The organism is Streptosporangium sp. NPDC020072 (assembly GCF_040631445.1).
In the GTDB taxonomy this organism is placed as follows: Bacteria; Actinomycetota; Actinomycetes; order Streptosporangiales; family Streptosporangiaceae; genus Streptosporangium.
In genome coordinates this window covers 115643-137127 of the sequence record NZ_JBEYAB010000022.1, presented here as the reverse complement: position 1 = coordinate 137127, position 21485 = coordinate 115643, and the positions used below count along the sequence as shown (strand labels likewise).

Genomic DNA, 21485 nt, shown 5'->3' with positions numbered 1-21485 from the left:
TCGCCACATAACGTGCGAACAGCGCCGACACGGTCGTCTTCCCACTGCCGCCCTTACCGACGAAAGCCACCCTCACGACGACGATCCAATCTGATCAGAACGCGTTGACTACGAACGTGCGATCAGGTTGCCATCGTCGGTCAAGGCGGGCATACCCCGCACTTGACCATCATCCAGCGGTATGGCCGGGGGTCAGCGGTCGCGGCGGGTGACGAGCCGGGCGAGTGCCCTCAGCTCGGCGGCCGCCCGCGCGACGGGACGCGCCTCATGCAGGTGGCGCAGCGCTCCGGCCAGCAGTTCGTCGGCCTGCTCCTGGCTCCAGGCCCGCCCGCCGACGGCGTCGACGAGTTCGGCGGCGTGGGCCAGGTCGGTGTCGGTCAGCGGGTCTTCCTGGTGGTAGAGACCGGCCAGCTCACGCCCGGCGGGGGTCGGTGAGGCCAGCGCGGCCACCACGGGAAGCGACTTCTTACGGCTTCGCAGATCCGAGTAGACCGGTTTGCCGGTGACCTCGGGGTCGCCCCAGATGCCCAGCAGGTCGTCGACCAGCTGGAAGGCCAGTCCCAGGTCGGCCCCGAAGGAGCGCAGCCGTTCGACCTGCTCCGGGGTACCGCCGCCGGACAGTGCGCCGAGCGCGCAGGCGCACCCCAGCAGGGCGCCCGTCTTGCCCGCCACCATGGCCAGGCACTCGGCCAGCTCGACGTCCTTGCGCCCCTCGAAGGCCACGTCCGCGCTCTGCCCCTCAAGCAGTTCCTGGATCGTGACCCCGAAGATCCGGGTCGCCTCCTGGACCGCCGGATGCCCGCCCGCGGACAGGGCGTCGTAGGCCAGCGCCAGCAGGGAGTCTCCGGCCAGGATCGCCGGGCTGACCCCGAAGACACTCCAGGCCGTCGGCCTGTGCCTGCGGGTCCGGTCGCCGTCCATCACGTCGTCGTGCAGGAGGGAGAAGTTGTGCGCCAGCTCGACGGCGACCGCCGCGGGCAGCGCGGAGGCGGCGGTTCCGCCGACCGCCTCCGCGGCCAGCAGGACGAGCGCGGGCCGGATCGCCTTGCCGCTGTCGGCCTGGGTCGGTCGGCCGTGCTCGTCCCACCAGCCGAAGTGGTAGCCGGAGATGTGCCGCATCGACGGGGGCAGCGTGTCGATTGCGGAGCGAAGGGCCGGCTCCACCGTGTCACGGCTCCAGCGGAGCACCTCGCCCGCCGTACGCCCCTCTCCTGCCTGTCCGGCGGCCGGGTCCCGCCTGGTGGCCGTCCCCGCCGACGGTCGCCGCCCGGTGACCACCGGTCGTTCCCCGGCGACGGACCCGGTCAGATCTGGCATGTCGGCCGTGGTGTCCGCCGTCTGGCCCCTGTCAACCGCCGTCATGTCTTCACGCCCTCGTAGCGGTCGGTCATGAGGTCGAACTCCTCATCTGGCGTGTCCGGGTGGGTGTGCGCGTGGAAACCCGCCCTTCATGGCGCCGAACGCGCGCGGGTCCCGGGTGAGCATGCCCGCCCGGTAACACCCGTATTCGGATGCTACCGGCCTGCACACCCATTTCTCGATATGCGTGAGCGCCATTCTCCGACGAGCTTCTCGGCTCCACGGACACGACAGGAAGAAAACCGGGAGCTCGAAAGACCGCGTGTCCGGTTCTCAGTGCCCGAGTTCGACGTCTTCCAGGATTCCGAGGGCGTCGGGAACCAGAACCGCGACGGAGTAGTAGGCGCTGACCAGGTAGGAGATAATCGCCTTCTCGTTGATGCCCATGAAACGGACCGACAGGCTGGGCTGGTACTCGTCCGGGATGCCCGTCTGGTGCAGGCCGACGACTCCCTGGTCGTCCTCGCCGGTCCTCAGCGCAAGGATCGACGTGGTGCGGCTGCCGGTGATCGGGATCTTGTTGCAGGGGAAGATCGGGACGCCTCGCCAGGCCGGGACGGTGTGCCCGCCGAACTCGGCGCCGATGGGGTAGATCCCCCGGCGGGTGCACTCCTGGCCGAAGGCGGCGATGGCGCGCGGGTGCGCGAGGAAGAACTGCGTCCTCCTGCGGCGACTGAGCAGCTCGTCGAGGTCGTCCGGGGTGGGCGGGCCGGTCCGGGTGTGGATGCGCTGCTTGAGGTCGGCGTTGTGCAGCAACCCGAACTCGGTGTTGTTGATCATCTCGTGCTCCTGCCGCTCGCGCAGGGCCTCGATGGTCAGCCTGAGCTGCTGCTCGACCTGGTCCATGGGGTCGTTGTAGAGGTCGGCGACCCTGGTGTGCACCCGCAGCACGGTCTGGGCGACGCTGAGCTGGTACTCACGGGGGGCCAGCTCGTACTCGACGAACGTGCCCGGCAGGTCGGGCTCACCGCTGTGCCCGGCGGCCAGCTCGATGGCGGCCTCGCCGTACTTGTTCTGCGGGCCCTTCGGGGCCGTCTCGAATTGACGCAGGTGGCCGCGGAGCGCCTCGGAACGGTCGGCGATCTCGCGGAAGGCGTCCCCGGGCAGGACCAGAACCGTGCCCGCGGTGATGGCCCTGACCGTGAACTCCCAGTCGCCCCGCTGCCCGGTCAGCGTCTCGTCGCCGAAGTGGTCGCCCCCGGCCAGCACGGTCAGGACGACCTCGTCACCGTACGGCCCCGCGCCGACCTTGTTGACCTTGCCGTGCGCGACGAGCACCACCTCGTCGGCGGGTTGGCCCGCCTGGACCAGAACGTCCCCGGCGGAGAAGTCCCGCTGGGTGAAGCGCTCGGCGAGCGCCTGCAGCACCTCGGAGTCGTCGAAGTCGCGCAGTGAGGGCAGCTCACGCAGCTCAGCGGGCACGACCCGCACCTCGGAGCCGGTGCTGGTGAAGCTCACCCGCCCGTCGCCAAGTGTGTAGCTGAGGCGCCGGTTGACCCGGTAGGTGCCGCCGGAGACCTGCACCCACGGCAGCATGCGCAGCAGCCACCGCGAGGAGATCTCCTGCATCTGCGGAACCGTCTTGGTCGTCGTCGCGAGATTTCGCGCCGCCTCCGTACCGAGGCTCAGCTGCGACCTTCCGGGATCGAGCTCCGTCACAACACACCATCCATCCGTGTCGGATCGAAAAGGGCCGGGGACCTGAATCAGAGAAAAGAGAGCGAGGGGATTGACCGCGATCGAATTCGCAGCGCCATTCCACCCCCTGACACGGGGGATCAGGCACAGGCCGCCATCGCGGAGCGCTCCAATCCTGATGGTTCGTTAAATAGGTTGTCAAGCATTAAACATCATTCGGTGAAATACAAAAATCGCCATTGTCGGAAAATTCGGATCGAACGGCTATAACGGAATTTTTGGGTTGAACTATAAGTCAACATGCCCTGTATACACATAAGTGATCTTTTACAGGCCACCGAGGCCGCCCGGGGCGGGCGGCGGCGTGACGCACCGCACAGCGCCGTACAGTGGCGAGATGGGCATGGTCGAAACGGTCGGACTGGTCCTGCATCCGCGCCGTGACTCGAAGACGGCCATCGACACCGTCGTCGGGTGGGCACGTGAGCGTGGCGTCACGGTGCTCGGCCTGCCGGAGGAGGTCGGGCGCATCGACTGCAGCGCGGTCGCGGTGGACGCCGAGACGCTCGTCGGCCGGGCGGACCTGCTCGTCAGCCTGGGCGGCGACGGCACCATGCTGCGCACCATGCGCCTCATCGCGGGCCGGCCGACCCCCGTCCTCGGGGTGAACCTGGGCAGGCTGGGCTTCCTGGCCGAGATCGACGTCGACGGGCTGCCCAGGGCGCTGTCGGCCATCGACGGCCACCGTCACACCGTCGAGCCCCGCATGGCGGTCCAGGCCTCGCTGCCGGGGACCGGCACGGTGACCGCGTTCAACGACGTCGCCCTGGTGCGCATCCCCGGTGACGGGCTGTCGGCGGTCGCGGTCTCCGTCGAGGGGCACCCCTTCGTCCGGTACGCCGCCGACGCCGTCATCGTCGCCACCTCGACGGGATCGACCGCCTACAGCTTCTCCGCGGGAGGCCCCATCGTCTCCCCCACGGTCGAGGGGTTCCTCGTCGTACCGGCCGCCGCCCACTCGTCGTTCAGCCGGGCCATGGTGCTCTCCGCCGACGAGGAGGTCACCCTGGAACTGCTCCCGGCGAGCGGCACGCTGGCCGTCGAGGTGGACGGCGCGGTCGCGGGCCATCTGGCGCCGGGAGACCGGCTCACCGTCACCGCGCTGCGCGCCGCCGCCTGGGTCGTACGGCTCGGCGACACGACCTTCTACGAGCGTGCCCGGCGCAAGCTCCGCGTCAACGGCAGCGCGGAGGTCGAGGAGCGGGACTCACCGGTGTGACCGGCGGTCCCGCCCCGGTTCTCAGCCATGGGATGAGCCGTTGACGGTGAGGACGCGTTCCTGCTGGGTCTCGATCGCCGGGAAGGTGCCGGTGTCGACGATCCCGTGCTCCCTGAAGGCGGCCTCGATCAGCGCGTGAGCGCGGGGCTCCAGCTTCCACAGAGCGCGGTACTCACGGGCGGTGGCCAGCGAGATGCCGATCTCGTGAGCGATGTCGGACGCCCTGGGGACGAACTTGCGCTCGATCTGCTTGTCCCAGTACTCCCTGGCGGCGCGCAGCAGGGCGGCGCGCTGGGCGGTGTCCACGACAGGGGGCGGCGAGTCGAGCATCTCGACCTCGCCCTCGTCGTCGTCGTCCATCGCCGCCGCGGGCAGCGCGTGCGTCAGGCGCGGCGGCTCCTCGGCCTCGGGGGCCCACGGGACCGGCGGCGTCAGGTCGATCAGGGCGGAGGTGTTGTAGAGCGCCCCGATCTGGGACAGCAGCGCCTCCTGGCGGGTGCTGTCGACCGCCAGGCCGGTGTGCTCGACGGCCCGGTCCATCGCCTTGTCCAGCTTGGTGAGCGCGCCGCGCATCTTCCTGTCCGAGGCTCCCGCCTCACGCAGGGCGCGGGCGCGCTTGGCGGCCAGCGCGACCCTGGTCAGCCGCCGGTGGGCGTCCACCTCGCTGGCCGTACGGTCGCTGACCTCGGCGAGACCGACGCGGACCAGCATGCGCTCGGGGGTGAGCCGCCAGTTGATGCGGTGCCGCCCCGTGATGCGGTGCCGTTCGATCGCCATGCCCCGTTCCCACAGCCAGGCGGCGACCAGCGGGGCCGCCAGGCGGAAGACGGCCTCGGCGAGACTGCGGGCGTCCATGCTGGACAGCACCGCCGACAGGCCGGTGAGCGTCCACACCGCGATGCCGTCGATGCCCGCGGAGTAGTTCTCCCGCATGTTACGGCGGGCCCGCACCGCGCTGGTGATCACCGCGACCTCGATGAACGCGAAGAGCAGCAGCCTCAGCGGGCCGTCGAAGCCGAGCACGTCGCCGGAGAAGCGCCACATGCCCTGGGCGGACACGCCGGTGGCGATGCTGGCGGCCACGATGGTGAGGATGTCCTCGGCCGGACGGGGCGCGACGTAACGGTGGAAGAACTGGTTCGCGGCCCGGTAGAGGGCTCTGGCCGCGAGGTAGGCCACGCCGAGGAGTGCTAGGCCGATCACGCAGATGATGACCGTTACGACCGGTTTATCCGACGCGAAGGCGGTGATTTCATCGATGGGGGGCATCTCACTCACTGTCCGTCAGTCTCGATCTCCGACAGGATATGAACGCGATCATTCCAGAATGTCGGCAGCTTGTTCGCCAAACAGAGGCCTACATCCGTGACGAGATCGAACGAGAGTGACGTTCGCGGCGTGTGTGGGGCCTCTCGCCCCCCGGAGGCCACTCCCTGCCGTGATGGCCCGAACAGGCGAAAGGCCGCCCCCGGACGAGAAGTCCGGAGACGGCCCTCAAGGACCGGTCAGCGGCCCTGCAGTGCCTTGACGTTGTCGCCGAAGCTCCAGCTCCTCGACCCGTCCCAGTTGATGGACCAGGTCATCAGGCCCTTGAGCTGGCCGTTGAAGGCATTCCAGCTCTGGGAGACCAGGGAGGGAGACATGTAGCCGCCTCCGGCGCCGGCCTGCGCGGGCAGACCGGGAACCTGCTTGTCGTAGGGGACCTTGATCGTGGTGCCCTGGATGACCAGACCGTTGTTCAGGCAGGTGGTCTGGGCGGTGAAGCCCTGGACCGTGCCCGCGGAGTAGGAGTCACCGGAGCAGCCGTACATGCTGCCGTTGTAGTACTGCATGTTCAGCCACCACAGGCGGCCGTTGTCCGCGTACTTCTTGATGATCGGCAGGTAGGCGCCCCAGATGGAGCCGTACGTCACGCTTCCGCCGGTCACGTAGGCCGTCTCGGGAGCCATCGTGAGGCCGAAGTTGGAGGGCATCTGGGCGAGCACGCCGTCGATGATGCGGATGAGGTTGGACTGCGAGGCCGACAGCTGGTTGATGTTGCCGCTGCCCGACAGACCGGTCTCGATGTCGATGTCGATGCCGTCGAAGTTGTACTTCTTCAGGATCGGCACGACGGTCGCGACGAACTTGTCGGCGACGGTGCTGGAGCTGAGGTCGATGCCGGCGGTCGCGCCACCGATCGACATCAGGATCGTGGCGCCCGCGGCCTTGGCGTCGCACATCTCAGCCGGGGTGGAGACCTTGACGGTGGCGTCCATCCCGTCCTCCCACAGCACGGTGCCGTCGGAGAGGATGACCGGGAACGCGGCGTTGATCACGTTGTAGCCGTGCTGCTTGATGCGGGGGTCGTTGATCGGCGTCCAGCCGAACGGCGGGTGCACGCCGTTGATGGCGCCGTCCCAGTTCTCCCAGTAGCCCTGGATGACCTTGCCCGCGGGCCGCGACTTCACCGCGCAGGTGCTGCCGGTGGGCGTGACGGTCGGGGTCACGGTGGGCGTGACGGTGGGGGTCACCGTCGGGGTCACGGTCGGGGTGACCGTGGGTGTGACGGTCGGGGTGACGGTCGGCGTCACCGTCGGGGTGGGCGTCGGTCCGGGCGGGCCGTCGACGCTGACGTCGTCGACGTAGTAGGTGCCCTGGCCGTACCAGCCGTGCAGGAAGACCACCGCGGTGGTCTGGTTGGCGCCGGTGGTGAGGGACACGCTGAGCTTCGTGTACGACGACGCGGAGGCGGTCCAGGTGGAGGAGCCGCCGTTGACGCCGAGGTAGACGTAGTTGCCGCGCACCCAGGCGCTGACCACGTAGGTCGAGTTCGGCTTGACCGTCACGGTCTGGCTGCACTGGGCGGTGTCCGAGCCGCTGGCCGCACCGGCGAGCGCGCCGTTACCGGAGTGGACCGGGGTGCTGACCACCGAGCCGAGCCCGCCGGTACAGGACCACGGCGCGACGGAGCCGGCCTCGAAGTCCGGGTTCACGACGACGTTGTCCGCCTGGGCCGACGTCTGCGTGATGAGGACACCTACCACTGCCAGCAGGAATGACACTGCCAGCGCCAGTAGGCGGGGGGTTCGCTTCATGGGGGGTGACCCTTCTGTCGCCCGGCACGACAAGTCGCCGGGCATTGACGACGCGGCGGGTTACGGGCCGCGTTGGTGGGGGTTGCGAACAACAGGTACAACGAAACCGAATTATCGAGACAAATTCCGCCAATGTCTACGAAAAGTTCTATTTCGGCACTGATGACTTCATTTCGGCGCTGTTGACAAGCCGTTCCCCCACCGTGGTGAAGTGCCCTCCGTCAGGCCTCCTCCGCCCCCTCGGTTTCCCCCTCCTCGGGCTCCTCCGGCTCCCCCGGTTCCTCCGGCTCCCCGGCGAGGACGTCCAGGATCTCCTGGCCGTACTTGGCCAGCTTGTTCTCGCCGACACCGCTGACCGTGCCCAGCTCCGCCAGGCTCGACGGCGTCCCGGCCGCGATCTCCCGCAGGGTCGCGTCGTGGAAGATCACGTACGCGGGCACCCCCTGCTCCCTGGCCGTGGCCGCACGCCAGGCGCGAAGCCGTTCGAACACCGGCACCGCCTCCTCGGGCAGGTCCGCCTGGGTCATCCGGCGGGACTTCGCGACCTTGGCCCGCGTCTCTCCCCGTGCCCCCTCGGTCTCCGTCCGCGTCTGCCGCTGGGGCTGGGGCTGGCGCCGCATCATGACCTGCCGCCTGCGCCCGAGCACCTCCGAGCTTGCCTCGGTCAGCAGCAGCGTGCCGTAGTCGCCCTCGACCGTCAGCAACCCCTGGGCCAGCAGCTGCCGTACCACGCCACGCCACTCGGCCTCGCCGAACTCGGTGCCGATGCCGAACACCGTCAGCGAGTCGTGGTTGTGCTGGAGCACCTTGGGCGTCCGCCTGCCCAGCAGGATGTCCACGATCTGCCCGGCGCCGAACTTCTGGCGCCGCTCCCGCACGAGCCTGAACACGGTGGACAGGACCTTCTGCGCGGCGACCGTGCCGTCCCACGCCTCGGGCGGCGACAGGCAGGTGTCGCAGTTGCCGCACGGCTCGCCTCGCTGGCCGAAGTAGTCGAGCAGGCGCACCCTGCGGCACTGCACGGTCTCGCAGAGCGCCAGCATCGCCTCAAGGTGGGTGCCCAGGCGCCTGCGGTGCGCGTCGTCACCCTCCGAGGTGTCGATCAGTTTGCGCTGCTGCACGACGTCCTGCAGGCCGTAGGCCAGCCAGGCGGTCGAGGGCAGGCCGTCCCGCCCGGCCCTGCCGGTCTCCTGGTAGTAGCCCTCGACCGACTTGGGCAGGTCGAGATGGGCGACGAAACGCACGTCCGGCTTGTCGATGCCCATCCCGAAGGCGATGGTCGCGACCATGACCAGGCCGTCCTCCCGCAGGAAGCGCGCCTGGTTCTCCGCCCTGGTCCGCGCGTCGAGCCCGGCGTGGTACGGCAGCGCCTGGACGCCGTTGTCCGTCAGGAACTCGGCGATCTTCTCGACGGAGGACCGCGACAGGCAGTAGACGATGCCCGCGTCACCGGGGTGCTCGGTGCGGATGAGCCGCAGCAACTGCCGCCTCGGCTCGTTCTTCGGCTCGATGCGGTACTGGATGTTCGGGCGGTCGAAGCTCGCCACGAAGTGGCGGGCCTGACCGAGGTTCAGCCGGGAGGCGATCTCGGCGTGGGTCGCCGGGGTCGCGGTCGCGGTCAGCGCGATGCGGGGCACGTCGGGCCAGCGCTCGTGCAGCGTGGACAGGGCCAGGTAGTCGGGCCGGAAGTCGTGCCCCCACTGGGCCACGCAGTGCGCCTCGTCGATGGCGAACAACGAGATCTTGCCCCGGTCGAGCAGCCTCAGCGTCGTCTCGACCCGCAGGCGCTCCGGCGCCAGGTAGAGCAGGTCGAGTTCGCCCGCCAGGAAGGCCGACTCGACCGCGGCGCGTTCGTCGAAGTCCTGCGTGGAGTTGAGGAAACCCGCCCGCACCCCGAGGGCCGTCAGGGCGTCGACCTGGTCCTGCATGAGCGCGATGAGCGGCGAGACGACGACGCCGACGCCCTGCCGTACGAGGGCGGGGATCTGGTAGCACAGGGACTTGCCGCCGCCGGTCGGCATCAGCACGAGGGCGTCGCCACCCCCGACGACGTGCTCGATGATCTCCTGCTGCCCCTGCCGGAACGAGGCGTACCCGAAGACACGCCGCAGCGTCTGTGCCGCCTCGCTCTCCCAGGCCTCGTCCTGCGGGTGATGGTCAGGACCGTTCTCGGAGGTGGGCACCGCGCCATTGTATGAGGACACAGTGCCCACACCGGTGGGAACCGGAGAACGGCCCCTCGGTCAGGCGTGCCCGAGGACGACCGTGGCGATCCGTTCGACGGCGCCGAAGTCACCGGCCGAGATCCGGTTCTTCATCACGCCGACGCTGAGGCCCGTCGCGGTGTCGGCGAAGGCCGCGGTCCCTCCGCTGCCCGCCATTCCGAACAGCGTCGGCGCGGCCACGGCCGGGGTCAGGCCGATCGAGTAGCCCAGCCCCCAGCTGGCCGGGGCGCCGGTCACCTCGTCCACGCCCGTCGTCGCCGGGGATGACAGCTCGCGGAGCCGCTGCGGGGAGACCAGCTCCCCGCCGAGTAGCGCGTCGTACATACGGGCGACCGCGCGGGCCGTCATCGTGGCCCCTGCGGGGATGTCGGAGCTCAGCACGTCGGCCCGGTTGCTGAAGGCCGCGTCGGGCACCGCGGCGAGGGGCGCCGCCGTGTAACCGTCGACCACCCTGAAGAACGGGATCTGGGCCAGTGTCTCGGCGGGCAGCTCCATCGGGGGTCCCGCCTCCTCGATCCTGGCCAGCCTGCCCAGCTCGGAGGCGGGAACGCCGAAGAACAGCTCGCCGGCCACCCCGAGCGGTTCCGTGAGCTCCTCGCGGAGCACCTGTGAGACGGGCTTTCCCGTGACCCGGCGCACGACCTCACCGAGGATGTAGCCGTAGGTCTGTGGGTGGTAGCCCGACCTGGTTCCCGGCTCCCACCACGGGGTGGCGCCGGCGACGGCCGCGCACATCCGGTCCCAGTCGCACAGGTCCTCCGGTGTGGTGCCGACCGGCACCCCGGGGACACCGGTCGCGTGCGTCAGGGCGTGCCGTACGGTCGCCTTCTCCTTGCCGTGGGCGGCGAACTCGGGCCACACGTCCGCGATCGGGGTGTCGTAGTCGACGACCCCGCGCTCGGCCAGCACGTGCACGAGCGTCGCGGTCACCCCCTTGCCCGTCGAGGTGGCGTAGACCGGGGTGTCCGGGGTGAGGAGACGGCCGGTCTGCGGGTCGGCCACACCGGAGACGACGTCGGCCAGGAGTTCGCCGTGGCGGTAGACGGCGACCTGCACACCGCGCTCGGCCCCCGACTCGACGAGTTCGTCCGCGACGGCCTGCACGTCCCGCTGAAGATCGGTCATGGTTGTTCCTTCCTCGATTGCTCCCCCGTATGACGAGGGCCGCGCGAAAAAGGAATCGGTCCCCTCCCCGGGTCAGAGCGAGGACGGTAGGCCGAACCTGGGGAAGACCTCGTCCCCGTAGGTGGTGATCTGGGTGACCAGGCCGTCCTCGACACGCAGGACGCCCATCCAGGAGGGCGAGAAGACCGTCTCGCCCGGTCTGCGGAGATACGCGGCGGCGGCAGGCTGCCGGTTGGCCCGGGTGGCGACCACCCGCCAGTCGCCCCATGCCTCCGGGCCGACCATCGCGGGCGTCCACGACGCCAGAAAGGCCGTACGGCCGAGCAGCCAGATCGGGGCGGGCGGCATCGTCTGCCACACGTCGGCCCTCAGCACCTCGGCCAGGGCGGACGGGTCGGCCTTCTCCAGGGCCTCGACGTAGCGCCGCAGAACCGCCTGGTCCTCCGGTGCCGACTTGGCGGGGGCGGTCCAGTCGAGGCGCCGTGCGGGCAGGTGCTCCCTGAGCACCGGCCTGGCACGCTGCAGGGCGCTCTTGACCGCCGCGACGGTCAGCTCAAGCGAGACCGCGGTCTCCTGCGCCGACCAGCCGAGCACGTCACGCAGGATCAGCACCGCCCGCTGCCTGGGCGGCAGGTGCTGGATCGCGACGAGGAAGGCCAGCTCGATCGTCTCGCGGTCCACGACCTCCTCGGCCGCGTCCAGCAGCGTGTCGGGATAGGGCTGCAGCCACGGCACGGCGCCCGAGACGGGCGGCTCAAGCCCCGGATCCGCCTCGATCGCGGGTGCGGGGCGCGGCTGCGGGTGTCGCGGATGCGCCCTGAGGTGGTCCAGGCAGACGTTGGTCGCGATCCGGTACAGCCAGGCGCGCAGCCCGCTCTCCTCACGGAGCGTCCCACGCCCGCGCCAGGCCCGCAGGAACGTCTCCTGCACCAGGTCCTCGGCATCGTCGAAGGAGCCGAGCATGCGGTAGCAGTGCACGTGCAGTTCACGCCGGTGCTCCTGCATCCGCTCGGCGAAGCCGTCCGCCCCCGTCGTCGTCAGGCCTCTCGGGCCGGGGGCCATGGGAGCACCGGTGCCGGTCATGAGCGGGATTCTAGGCGGCCACGACGGCAGCGGCGGAACCGCCGCCGCGGCCGTCGTGGCTTCCCTTTCCGAGCCCGGAGAGCTTCCGGAGCCAGAGAGCTTCCGGATTTAGGGAGCCTTCCGGGGCCGGGGAGCCGGGATCAGGATCCGGGCGCGGGGATCGGGGACTGCGGGAGCGGAGGCTCCGTCACCGTGGCGGTCGGCTCGGGGCCGGGGGTGGTCGGAAGGTCCGTGGGTGTCTCAGTAGGCGTCTCAGTGGGAGGCGCGGGGGGCGTCTCCGTCGGGAGCGCCGTGGGAGACGCCGTCGGCGTCGGGCAGAGGGCGGGGGTGTGCCGCCTGTCGCCCAGCCGCCACAGCGGAGACGACCACCAGTTCCCACGCCAGAGCTTCCTGCTCGGCCGTGACAGGTCGAAGACGTGGGCGGCCGTGGCCGTCTCACCCGTGGCCGTCGCGGTCACCGAAATCCAGTCCCCCTGCCTGATTTCGTTGCCCCGCCTGCCCGCGTAGACCTTGGTGGAGTCGTCGATCGCGTACACCTTCTCGAAGCCGTCCTGGCTCCGCACGGTGACCGAGTCCTCCGTCAGCGTGGTCGCCTCTCCCGTCTGGGAGAGCACCGTGAATCCGCAGCCGTCCTTCGCCGGCAGGACGAACTCCCCGTGCAGGACCTGCGGGAAGGCCACCCGGGGGACCTTGGGCGCCGGGGCGGCGGTCGGGAGGCTGGTCGGGGTCGGAGACGGGGGCGGGGGTGGCGTCGGAGTCAGAGTCGGAGTCGAGGTGGGGATGTCGGTCGGAAGAGGCTGGGTCGCCGTGGGCGTCGGCGTCTCCGGCCCCGTGGGAGCGGGGGCGGGCGACGCCGAGGCCACGGCTCCCCCGACGCCCCCCGACGCCACCAGCACGACGGCGGCCGCGAGGCTCAGCGAGCGCGGAACGCGCCGCCGTGTCTCATCTGGTCTGTCATCGTTCGTTGGCTTCACGTGTCCTCCATCGGACTTGACGGGAAGTGCTTCCACCGGCCCCACCGGGGACGGGCACGGCGGAGCACGGCCTTCCCCGATGAGGCGTGAGGAGACTTCCCTCTCTCATCCGCTCATATCGCCCCAAATCCCAATCGACCCTCCGAACCCAGCGTTCTCCCAGGTCATCCCACTCATGCAAAATATTGATAAATCAGGAAATCAGAACTTCCTCCAACGGGAGGCCGGAGCGTGGCATGCTCGACGGGGGCGGTGCGCCCATGTTTCACACGAGCCGCTTCCCATAATTCGGCCACCCTTTTTCCGGGGTCGGCTATACGACAAAAATATGGGAATTCATGGGGTTCTGCTCTTCGGCAACCGATGTCACCGTTGGGGCAGCCCTGGCCGGCCACGGCTCCTTGCGGACAAGGAGTCACAGCGAATGAACCCTAGAGCCCCCAAAGTCAAGGTGGGAGCGACCGCTTTCGTGACGGTCGTCGCCATGGGCACGTCGGCGTTGGCCGGTCTTCCCGCGCGGGCCGCGCCCGACGCCCGATCGAGCGACGCGCAGGCCCCGTCCGCGTTCGCGCCGCCCGGAGCCGAGGCCCGTGAACGCGCGGCCTCGGGCGTGGCGAGGATCCTGGCGGAGCGGGCCGGGGAACTGCGCGTGGGGCCGGGAGACGCCTTCGAGCCTCCCGTGATCACATCCGGTGTGCGGGGCCTGCAGTACCTGCTGTACCGGCGCACCCACCACGGGCTGCCGGTGTACGGCGGCGACGTGATCGCCTCCGCCGACAGCGGCGGCACCACCGTCGGCCCCGTGACCACCGGCCAGCAGGTCTCTCTGGAGGGCGTCGGCACCGTGGCCGGGATCAGCGCCGGTGACGCGGCCTCCGTCGCCAGGGCCCAGGGCAGGGCCGTACGCGAGGTGGGCACGCCCCGCCTGCTGATCCACGCCACGACCACGCGTCCCCGGCTCGCCTGGGAGGTGGCCGTCACCGGCGGCACGGAACAGGCCCCCGAGGTGCTGCGCGTCTTCGTCGACGCGCTCGACGCGAGTGTCATCGGCACCCACGACCAGGTCAGGTACGGTCTCGGCAACAGCTTCTACAACGGCAACCCGGTGACCATCCAGACCACGGGCTCGGGCGGCTCCTTCGTCATGCGGGACCCGACCCGCCCCGGGCTGGCCTGCGGCGGCCAGAACGGCACCCCCTACTCCAAGTCCGTCGACACCTGGGGCAACGGGACGGGCACCAACCTGGAGACGGCCTGCGTCGACGTGCTGTTCGCGGCGCAGAAGGAATGGGACATGCTGCGTACCTGGCTGGGACGTGACGGCCTCGACGGCGCAGGTCACGCCTTCCCTGCGCGCGTCGGTCTCAACCAGGTCAACGCCTACTGGAACGGCTCATATATCTCCCTGGGCCACAACCAGTCCAACACCCGGCAGGCCGCCTCGCTCGATCTGGTCGGGCACGAGTACGGCCACGCCGTCTACCAGCACTCGGGCTCCGACGACGGCGGCACCCCCGAGGCCCTGTCCCTCAGCGAGTCGTCAGGCGACATCTTCGGCGCGGCGACCGAGCACTACGTCAACCACGCGCCGCCCCTGGACCCGCCCAACTACCTGATCGGCGAGGATCTGGGCTTCGGCCCTGAGGCGGTCCACAACATGTACAACCCCTCCCTGCAGGGCGAGCCCAACTGCTACACCGCGCTCTCCACGAGTCCCGGGCCGCAGGATCACTGGTTCTACCTGCTCGCCGAGGGGACCAGCCCGCAGAACGGCCCCCCGAGCCCGGTCTGCGGCGGCCCGACCCCGCTGACCGGCATCGGCATCCGCAAGGCCACGGAGATCTTCTACAGCGGCCTGCAGTACAAGACCGCTCCCTGGACCTACGCCAAGGCGCGCATGGCGACCCTCAGAGCCGCCAAGGCTCTCTATCCGAAGAGCTGCGCCGAGTACAACGCGACCAAGGCCGCCTGGACCGCCATCTCCGTCCCCGCCCAGCGTGGCGAGCCCGGCTGCCTCTGACATCCGCCGGCCGTTCGAACGCCGATCATTCGAACAGGGTGTGCCCGTCGCCGCGCCGGTGGCGGCGGCGGGCCACCACGACCAGGTCGATCAGCGCGACCAACGCCAGCACGGCCAGCACGATCGTCGGCCAGGTCAGCCCCGCCGTACCGGCCAGGAACGCGAACACCCCGCAGACGACCAGCCCGAAGGTCGCCAGCGCCATCCTCAGGTTGAGCGCGCTGCGCGGCCGTTCCCCGGTCGGGGAGATCTCCGACCAGATCCTGCTCGGTCTGGCTTCGGGTTCTTTCCTCATGACGGCTGGACCTCTTCGGATCGCCTCGCCCCGTCAACCCCAGAACACGACGGAACGGTCAAAAAGGCCCTTCCCCCTCTTGTCCCTCCTACCCACACCGCCAGGAGTCAAGGGGCCATGGCGGCTCGCCCTAGGAGAACGACGTCCGGCAGGCGAGTGGTGCATGAGCGATGTGGCCAAGGCGCCAGACGACGTCAATGAAAAGACCCTGACCCTTGGTGCGGGTCAGGGTCTCGCTGTGGGCACTACTGGGTTCGAACCAGTGACATCTCGCTTGTAAGGCGAGCGCTCTACCGCTGAGCTAAGCGCCCCGGGAAATCCCGTCCGGATGGACGGGATAACACCTTACGCCACCGGAGGGGACTTCAGCACATCAAGCGACCACGTGGTGCCCGCCTCAGCCCACCCGGCCGCGCGCCAGCCGAGCAGGGCCGCGCCGAGCATGCCCGCGTTGACCCCGAGGGTGGCCGAGCGCAGCGGGGGCGCGGCGCGGAAGGCCAGGCGTTTGCCGAGCCGTTCGGCCAGCGGTACGGCCAGCAGGTCCCCGGATTCGGCCAGGCCGCCGCCGAGGACGATCGCCTCGGGGTCGAGCAGGAGGGTGTAGGTGGCCAGGGCCAGGGACAGCGCCTCGACGGCGTCGTCCCACACCGCGACCGCCACCGGGTCGCCCGAGGCGATCAGCGCGGCCACCTGCTTGGCGGTCGTCTGCGAACCGGACCTGGCCGAGTAGCGGCGGCCGATGGCCGAGGCGGAGGCGTAGGTCTCCAGGCAGCCGATCTGGCCGCAGGCGCAGGGCTCCCCGTCGGGGAAGACCGGGATGTGCCCGATCTCGCCGCCCCACCCCACGCTGCCGCCGTACGGCTCGCCGTGCAGGACGACCGCTCCCGCGATGCCGGTCCCGATGGGCAGGAACAGGAAGTCGGAGATCTCACGGCCCGCGCCGAGAACGCTCTCCCCGAGGCCACCGGTGCGCACGTCGTGCCCGAGCATCACCGGCACGTCGAGCGGGACGAAGTCCTCGGCGCTGACGTCGCGCCAGCCGATGTTCGCCGAGTAGAGCGCCTTCTGCGGGGTGACCAGCCCCGGTACGGCCAGGCCGACCCCGGCGGGCTCGCCGCCGCCCGCGACGGCGAGGTCGTCGATGAAGGAGCGGATCGACTGGACGACCGCCGCCGGGCCCCTCTCACGTGGGGTGTCACGCCGCTCGCTGAAGGCGATCTCGCCCGAGCGGGTGACGACGCCTCCCTTCATGGACGTGCCACCGACGTCAAGGGCCACAACGAAGGAGCTCATGCGCGCATCCAGCAGGTCGAAGGAAGGGGTCCGAGCCTGACCATAGTGCATGGCAATAACGCCACATGACTACAGATGCCCACAAATGCGCTTAAAGCAGATTTATGAGCACTAATGAACTCGCCCCAGGACCCGGTTGAGCGCGGCCTCGACCTCGTCGGCCAGTTCCTTCGACAGGCCGGACGGGCGGGGCGGGAGCACTCCTTCCCCGGCCGCGGCCGGACGCACCGCCCCGCAGGAGCGGCACTCGACCTCGCCGAGCCTGCAGATGAGCGCGGCGGAGCCACATGAGGAGCACGTGTCGAGTTCGAGGTCGTGCGTACGCTGACAGTCCGGGCAGACGAGGACCTGGGCCTCCCCGCGCACCCCGCGCTTCCACGGACTGGCGCCGCGGACGGGGTCGGTCTGCCTGGCCCCGCAGGAGAAGCAGGGCATGATCGCCTCCGAGGGTCGTGGACCGCGGGCGCCACATGGACGCCCGCGGGCTCACCGCTTAGGAAAGGTCGGCGAGCACCCTGAGGTACTCGGCGATGTCTCGCGCCTGAGGGATGGGGTTCACGACGCTCCAGCGGACCACGCCCTCGCCGTCGATGACGAAGGTGCCACGCGTCGCGATGCCCTTCTCCTCGTCGAACACACCGTACGCCTGCGCGACCTGCCCGTGCGGCCAGAAATCGGAGAGCAGCGGGAAGGTGTACCCCTCCTGGTCGGCCCAGGCCCGGTGGGTGAACACGGAGTCGACCGAGACCGTGAGCACCTGGACGTCCTCGGGCGCGTTGGCGATGAACTCGTCACGGAGGGCACAGAGCTCGCCGTGGCAGACACCGCTGAACGCGAGGGGGTAGAAGATCAGCACGACCTTTTTACCCCGGTGATCCGAAAGCTTGACCGGGGTGCCGTGCTGGTCCTTCAGCTCGAAGTCCGGAGCCGGGGAGCCCACATCCACCGTCATGGCCAAAGGTCCTTTCATCGGATGACAATCAGGACCATCATCCTGCCGTACGGCTCGCCGCGAGCCGTACGGCAGGGCGAACCCTATCGACGCGCCTTCGGTGTGACCAGCCTCGTCCCCGACCAGTCGGGAGCAGCGCTGATGCTGCTCGTCTGCGACAGGCCCGCCGTCGTGGCGTCCTCCCCGATGTCGCTGGGCTCCACATGCCCGTCACGACCGGCTTTGGGAGTGAGCAGCCAGATCTGGCCGCCGTCGCTCAGATTGGTCACCACACCGCTCAGGGCGTCGAACAGATCGCCGTCACCGTCGCGCCACCACAGCAGCACGACGTCAACGACGTCCTCGAAGTCTTCATCAACCAGCTCGTTGCCGGTCAGCTCCTCGATGGAGTCGCGCAGATCGTCGTCGGCGTCCTCGTCCCAGCCGACCTCCTGCACCACCTGACCCTGCTTGAGACCGAGCCGTTCGGCCAGGCTGCGTTCGCCCTGCGCCTGACCAGCGGTCGCGCTCACGTTTTTCCCTCCTACTTGAATGGCCCCGCAGCTACACGGCGCTCAGAGTGCTTCGGCACAGTCCACACGCTGTGACCCTCGGTCGTCAACGGTCGCCACGGCAACGACTGGGCTACGTATGAATTAGTCCGACAAAAATGACAAACGGACCTGGCGTTCCCGATTGTCGACGTTGAGGTCCACCAGAGCGATGGACTGCCAGGTGCCCAGCGCGAGCCGTCCGGCCAGGACCGGGACGGTCGCGTACGGCGGAATGAGAGCGGGCATGACATGTGAACGTCCATGCCCCTTCGAGCCGTGCGCATGCCTCCACCTGTCGTCGGCGGGGAGCAGGTCCTCCAACGCGGCGAGCAGGTCGTCGTCACTGCCGGAGCCGAGCTCGATCAGCGCGACACCGGCGGTCGCGTGCGGGACGAAGACGTGCAGCAGCCCGTCACCCCCGCACGAGCGGACGAAGCCCTCGCATTCCTGGGTGATGTCGTGCACCCTCTGCCGGGAACCCGTCACCACCTCGATCGTCATGGATCTCACATACCGATCCTACGATCCACGCTGAGCTGCGACGACGGTCGAACGCCCGGGAAGGGGGCGTATCGCCTAGCGCGAACGTCCCCGTCTGCCCATCCCTCGAAAGAACGGTGTGTTCCGCGTCTCCCGGACCGTTACGGCGGCCCCAGGCCCATGTACCCTTTGGGGACAATTCGTCCTACCATCGGTGGTCTACTCCACTTATGGGCCCCTGCCAGCAGGGTCTTCCTGGTTACCGGTCAGTAGAGATGCACTTTCCGGGGTAAGCGACCAGGATGGAAGACGACCTACACCAGACAAAAGTCCATCCTCGGAAGGCGAGACCCAGTGGCTTCCGGACGCCAGCGTTTCTCGGTTATCAGCGACGGCCTACCCAGCCAGCTCCCTGATGTCGACCCAAGCGAGACCCAGGAGTGGCTCGAGTCGCTCGACAACGTCGTCAAGACGGAAGGTCGCACTCGTGCCCGTTATCTGATGCTTCGCCTACTGGAGCGGGCCCGCGAACATCAGGTCGGGGTGCCCGGCCTGCGCAGCACCGACTACATCAACACCATTCCTCCCGAGCGGGAGCCGTGGTTCCCCGGCGACGAGTACGTCGAGCGCAGAATCCGCGCATACATCCGATGGAACGCGGCCGTCATGGTGACGCGCGCGAACGCCCGGACCAACGTCGGCGGGCACATCGCCACCTACGCCTCCGCGGCCTCGCTGTACGAGGTGGGCTTCAACCACTTCTTCCGTGGCAAGGACCACGGCGAGTCCGGCGACCAGGTCTTCATCCAGGGCCACGCCGCGCCCGGCATCTACGCCCGCGCCTTCCTTGAGGGCCGCCTCAACGAGGCCCAGCTCGACGCCTTCAGGCAGGAGCGCTCGCACGGCTTCAGGGGCCTGCCCTCCTATCCTCATCCGCGCCTGATGCCGGACTTCTGGGAGTTCCCGACGGTCTCCATGGGTCTCGGCCCGATCGCCGCGATCTACCAGGCCCGGTTCAACCGCTATCTTCTGAACCGGAAGATCAAGGACACCAGCCGCAGCCACGTGTGGTGTTATCTCGGCGACGGCGAGATGGACGAGCCCGAGTCGCTCGGCGCGATCGGTCTGGCCGCCCGTGAGGAGCTGGACAACCTCACCTTCGTCATCAACTGCAACCTGCAGCGCCTCGACGGCCCGGTACGCGGCAACGGCAAGATCATCCAGGAGCTGGAGTCCTACTTCAGGGGCGCCGGCTGGAACGTCATCAAGGTCGTGTGGGGCCGTGACTGGGACCCGCTGCTGGCCGCCGACGTCGACGGCGTGCTGGTCAACAAGATGAACACCGTCCCCGACGGCCAGTTCCAGACCTACTCCGTCGAGAGCGGCGAGTACATCCGCGAGGACTTCTTCGGCGGCGACCCGCGCCTGCGCAAGATGGTCGAGCACCTGTCCGACGAGGACATCCGCAAGCTGTCCCGCGGCGGCCACGACTACCGCAAGGTGTACGCGGCCTACAAGGCGGCGCGTGAGCACGTCGGCCAGCCGACGGTCATCCTCGCCCAGACCATCAAGGGCTGGACGCTCGGCAAGGACTTCGAGGCGCGTAACGCCACGCACCAGATGAAGAAGATGTCCAAGGCCGACCTGAAGGAGTTCCGCGACCGGCTCTACCTGCCGATCCCGGACTCCGCGCTCGAAGGCGACCTTCCGCCCTACTTCCACCCGGGCGAGAACGACCCCGAGATCCAGTACATGATGGAGCGGCGCGCGGCCCTGGGCGGCTTCCTGCCCAAGCGCGTCGTCCGCGCCAAGCCGATCACCCTGCCGGGCGACGCGGCCTACGCGCAGCTCAAGAAGGGCTCCGGCAAACAGAACGTCGCCACGACCATGGCGTTCGTCCGGCTGCTCAAGGACCTGATGCGCGACAAGGAGATCGGCCACCGGTTCGTGCCGATCATCCCGGACGAGGCCCGCACCTTCGGTCTCGACGCGATCTTCCCGACTGCCAAGATCTACTCGCCGCACGGCCAGACCTACGACCCGGTCGACCGCGAGCTGCTGCTGTCCTACAAGGAGTCGACCGAGGGTCAGATCCTGCACGAGGGCATCAGCGAGTCGGGGTCGATGGCCTCGACCCTCGCCGTCAGCACGGCGTACGCCACGCACGGCGAGCACATGATCCCGATCTACATCTTCTACTCGATGTTCGGCTGGCAGCGCACCGCCGACCAGATGTGGCAGCTGGGCGACCAGATGGGCCGGGGCTTCCTGCTCGGCGCGACCGCGGGCCGTACCACCCTGAACGGCGAGGGCCTGCAGCACGAGGACGGCCACACCCCGCTGACCGCCTCGACGAACCCGGCTGCGGTCTCCTACGACCCGTCGTGGGCCTTCGAGGTCGCCCACATCGTCCAGGACGGCCTGCGCAGGATGTACGGCGAGCAGCCGGAGAACATCTTCTACTACCTGACCGTCTACAACGAGCCCTACGCCCAGCCCGCGGAGCCCGCGGGGGTGGACGTCCAGGGTCTGCTCAAGGGTCTGTACCGCTTCGCCCCGGCCCCGGCCTCCAACGGCCCGAAGGCCAACATCCTGGCCTCCGGTGTCGCGGGTCCGTGGGCGCTGGAGGCCCAGCGGATGCTGGCCGAGGAGTGGGGCGTCGCGGCCGAGGTCTGGTCCGCGACCTCCTGGACGGAGCTGCGCCGCGAGGCGCTGTCCGTCGAGGAGCACAACCTGCTCAACCCCGACTCCGAGCAGCGCGTGCCGTACGTCACCAAGGTGCTCTCCGCGGTCGAGGGGCCGTTCGTCGGCGTCAGCGACTACATGCGGGCGGTGCCCGACCAGATCGCCCAGTGGGTCCCCGGTGACTGGGCCTCGCTCGGCACCGACGGCTTCGGCCTGTCGGACACCCGTTCCGCGCTGCGCCGCCACTTCCACGTGGACGCCGCCTCGATCACGCTGGCCGTTCTCACCCAGCTGGTCAAGCGTGGCGAGCTCGACGGGCGGGTGCTGAAGGAGGCCGTCGCCAAGTACCACCTGAGGAACGGCGTCACCGAGGCCGGTGGCGTCGAGAGCAACGACACGCAGTCCATGGGACTGTGACCTGATCACCCCGCCGGGCGGGTCCTTCTTCGGAGGGCCTCGCCCGGTTA

Annotated in this window: 17 protein-coding genes and 1 tRNA gene; 3 read left to right on the top strand and 15 right to left on the bottom strand. The window is 69.2% G+C overall.

Annotated elements, in window-relative coordinates; all coding sequences use genetic code 11:
- Nucleotides 1-192: 192 nt before the first annotated feature.
- Both ABZ470_RS38795 and ABZ470_RS38790 read right to left on the bottom strand, forming a co-directional pair.
- Entirely contained in the window at nucleotides 193-1362 is a 1170-nt protein-coding gene (locus ABZ470_RS38795; protein ID WP_362917828.1) for a family 2 encapsulin nanocompartment cargo protein polyprenyl transferase, read from the bottom strand.
- Between the two features lie 270 nt (nucleotides 1363-1632).
- Nucleotides 1633-3018 carry a family 2B encapsulin nanocompartment shell protein gene (locus tag ABZ470_RS38790; RefSeq protein WP_352016141.1) on the bottom strand — a complete coding sequence of 462 codons (1386 nt, stop codon included), beginning with the start codon at nucleotides 3016-3018 and terminating at the stop codon, nucleotides 1633-1635.
- Between the two features lie 376 nt (nucleotides 3019-3394).
- On the opposite strand from ABZ470_RS38790, the gene ABZ470_RS38785 reads away from it, so the two are divergent.
- Complete coding sequence (locus ABZ470_RS38785; RefSeq protein WP_362917826.1) at nucleotides 3395-4276, top strand: NAD(+)/NADH kinase; 882 nt, start codon at nucleotides 3395-3397, stop codon at nucleotides 4274-4276.
- Between the two features lie 21 nt (nucleotides 4277-4297).
- Here the strand turns inward: ABZ470_RS38785 and ABZ470_RS38780 are convergent, their stop codons facing one another.
- From ABZ470_RS38780 to ABZ470_RS38755, 6 genes are all read right to left on the bottom strand, one after another.
- The gene (locus ABZ470_RS38780; protein ID WP_352016139.1) at nucleotides 4298-5545 is read right to left on the bottom strand and encodes a hypothetical protein; all 1248 of its coding nucleotides are present in this window, start codon (nucleotides 5543-5545) and stop codon (nucleotides 4298-4300) included.
- Nucleotides 5546-5781: 236 nt separating this feature from the next.
- Nucleotides 5782-7353, bottom strand: coding sequence for a glycosyl hydrolase family 18 protein (locus tag ABZ470_RS38775; protein WP_362917824.1), 1572 nt, complete (start codon nucleotides 7351-7353; stop codon nucleotides 5782-5784).
- Nucleotides 7354-7574: 221 nt separating this feature from the next.
- A complete protein-coding gene (gene recQ / locus ABZ470_RS38770) occupies nucleotides 7575-9536 on the bottom strand; it encodes a DNA helicase RecQ (RefSeq protein WP_362917822.1) in 1962 nt (653 codons plus the stop codon).
- A gap of 60 nt (nucleotides 9537-9596) precedes the next feature.
- Nucleotides 9597-10703 (bottom strand): serine hydrolase domain-containing protein, encoded by a 1107-nt coding sequence (locus ABZ470_RS38765; protein WP_362917820.1) that lies wholly within the window; start codon nucleotides 10701-10703, stop codon nucleotides 9597-9599.
- Nucleotides 10704-10775: 72 nt separating this feature from the next.
- Entirely contained in the window at nucleotides 10776-11786 is a 1011-nt protein-coding gene (locus tag ABZ470_RS38760; RefSeq protein ID WP_362917818.1) for an RNA polymerase subunit sigma-70, read from the bottom strand.
- A gap of 140 nt (nucleotides 11787-11926) precedes the next feature.
- Entirely contained in the window at nucleotides 11927-12760 is an 834-nt protein-coding gene (locus ABZ470_RS38755; protein WP_362917816.1) for a hypothetical protein, read from the bottom strand.
- A 424-nt stretch (nucleotides 12761-13184) separates the two neighbouring features.
- Between ABZ470_RS38755 and ABZ470_RS38750 the strand changes: the two genes are divergently transcribed.
- Nucleotides 13185-14780 (top strand): M4 family metallopeptidase, encoded by a 1596-nt coding sequence (locus ABZ470_RS38750; protein ID WP_362917814.1) that lies wholly within the window; start codon nucleotides 13185-13187, stop codon nucleotides 14778-14780.
- Between the two features lie 25 nt (nucleotides 14781-14805).
- On the opposite strand, the gene ABZ470_RS38745 is transcribed toward ABZ470_RS38750, so the two are convergent.
- The 7 genes from ABZ470_RS38745 to ABZ470_RS38715 form a co-directional block, all read right to left on the bottom strand.
- Entirely contained in the window at nucleotides 14806-15075 is a 270-nt protein-coding gene (locus ABZ470_RS38745) for a DUF6343 family protein (protein WP_362781862.1), read from the bottom strand.
- A 239-nt stretch (nucleotides 15076-15314) separates the two neighbouring features.
- Nucleotides 15315-15386: transfer RNA gene (locus ABZ470_RS38740), tRNA-Val, on the bottom strand.
- A 34-nt stretch (nucleotides 15387-15420) separates the two neighbouring features.
- Entirely contained in the window at nucleotides 15421-16368 is a 948-nt protein-coding gene (locus ABZ470_RS38735; RefSeq protein WP_362917812.1) for an ROK family protein, read from the bottom strand.
- Between the two features lie 111 nt (nucleotides 16369-16479).
- A complete protein-coding gene (locus tag ABZ470_RS38730; protein WP_352016394.1) occupies nucleotides 16480-16803 on the bottom strand; it encodes a hypothetical protein in 324 nt (107 codons plus the stop codon).
- Nucleotides 16804-16861: 58 nt separating this feature from the next.
- Nucleotides 16862-17320 carry a peroxiredoxin gene (locus tag ABZ470_RS38725; protein ID WP_362917810.1) on the bottom strand — a complete coding sequence of 153 codons (459 nt, stop codon included), beginning with the start codon at nucleotides 17318-17320 and terminating at the stop codon, nucleotides 16862-16864.
- A gap of 83 nt (nucleotides 17321-17403) precedes the next feature.
- Nucleotides 17404-17832, bottom strand: coding sequence for a DUF3052 domain-containing protein (locus ABZ470_RS38720; protein ID WP_352016392.1), 429 nt, complete (start codon nucleotides 17830-17832; stop codon nucleotides 17404-17406).
- Between the two features lie 123 nt (nucleotides 17833-17955).
- Nucleotides 17956-18363, bottom strand: a complete 408-nt coding sequence (locus ABZ470_RS38715) for a secondary thiamine-phosphate synthase enzyme YjbQ (protein WP_352016391.1) — start codon at nucleotides 18361-18363, stop codon at nucleotides 17956-17958.
- A gap of 324 nt (nucleotides 18364-18687) precedes the next feature.
- Here ABZ470_RS38715 and aceE point away from each other — a divergent pair, with 324 nt between their 5' ends.
- The gene (gene aceE, locus ABZ470_RS38710; RefSeq protein ID WP_352016390.1) at nucleotides 18688-21435 is read left to right on the top strand and encodes a pyruvate dehydrogenase (acetyl-transferring), homodimeric type; all 2748 of its coding nucleotides are present in this window, start codon (nucleotides 18688-18690) and stop codon (nucleotides 21433-21435) included.
- Nucleotides 21436-21485 lie beyond the last annotated feature (50 nt).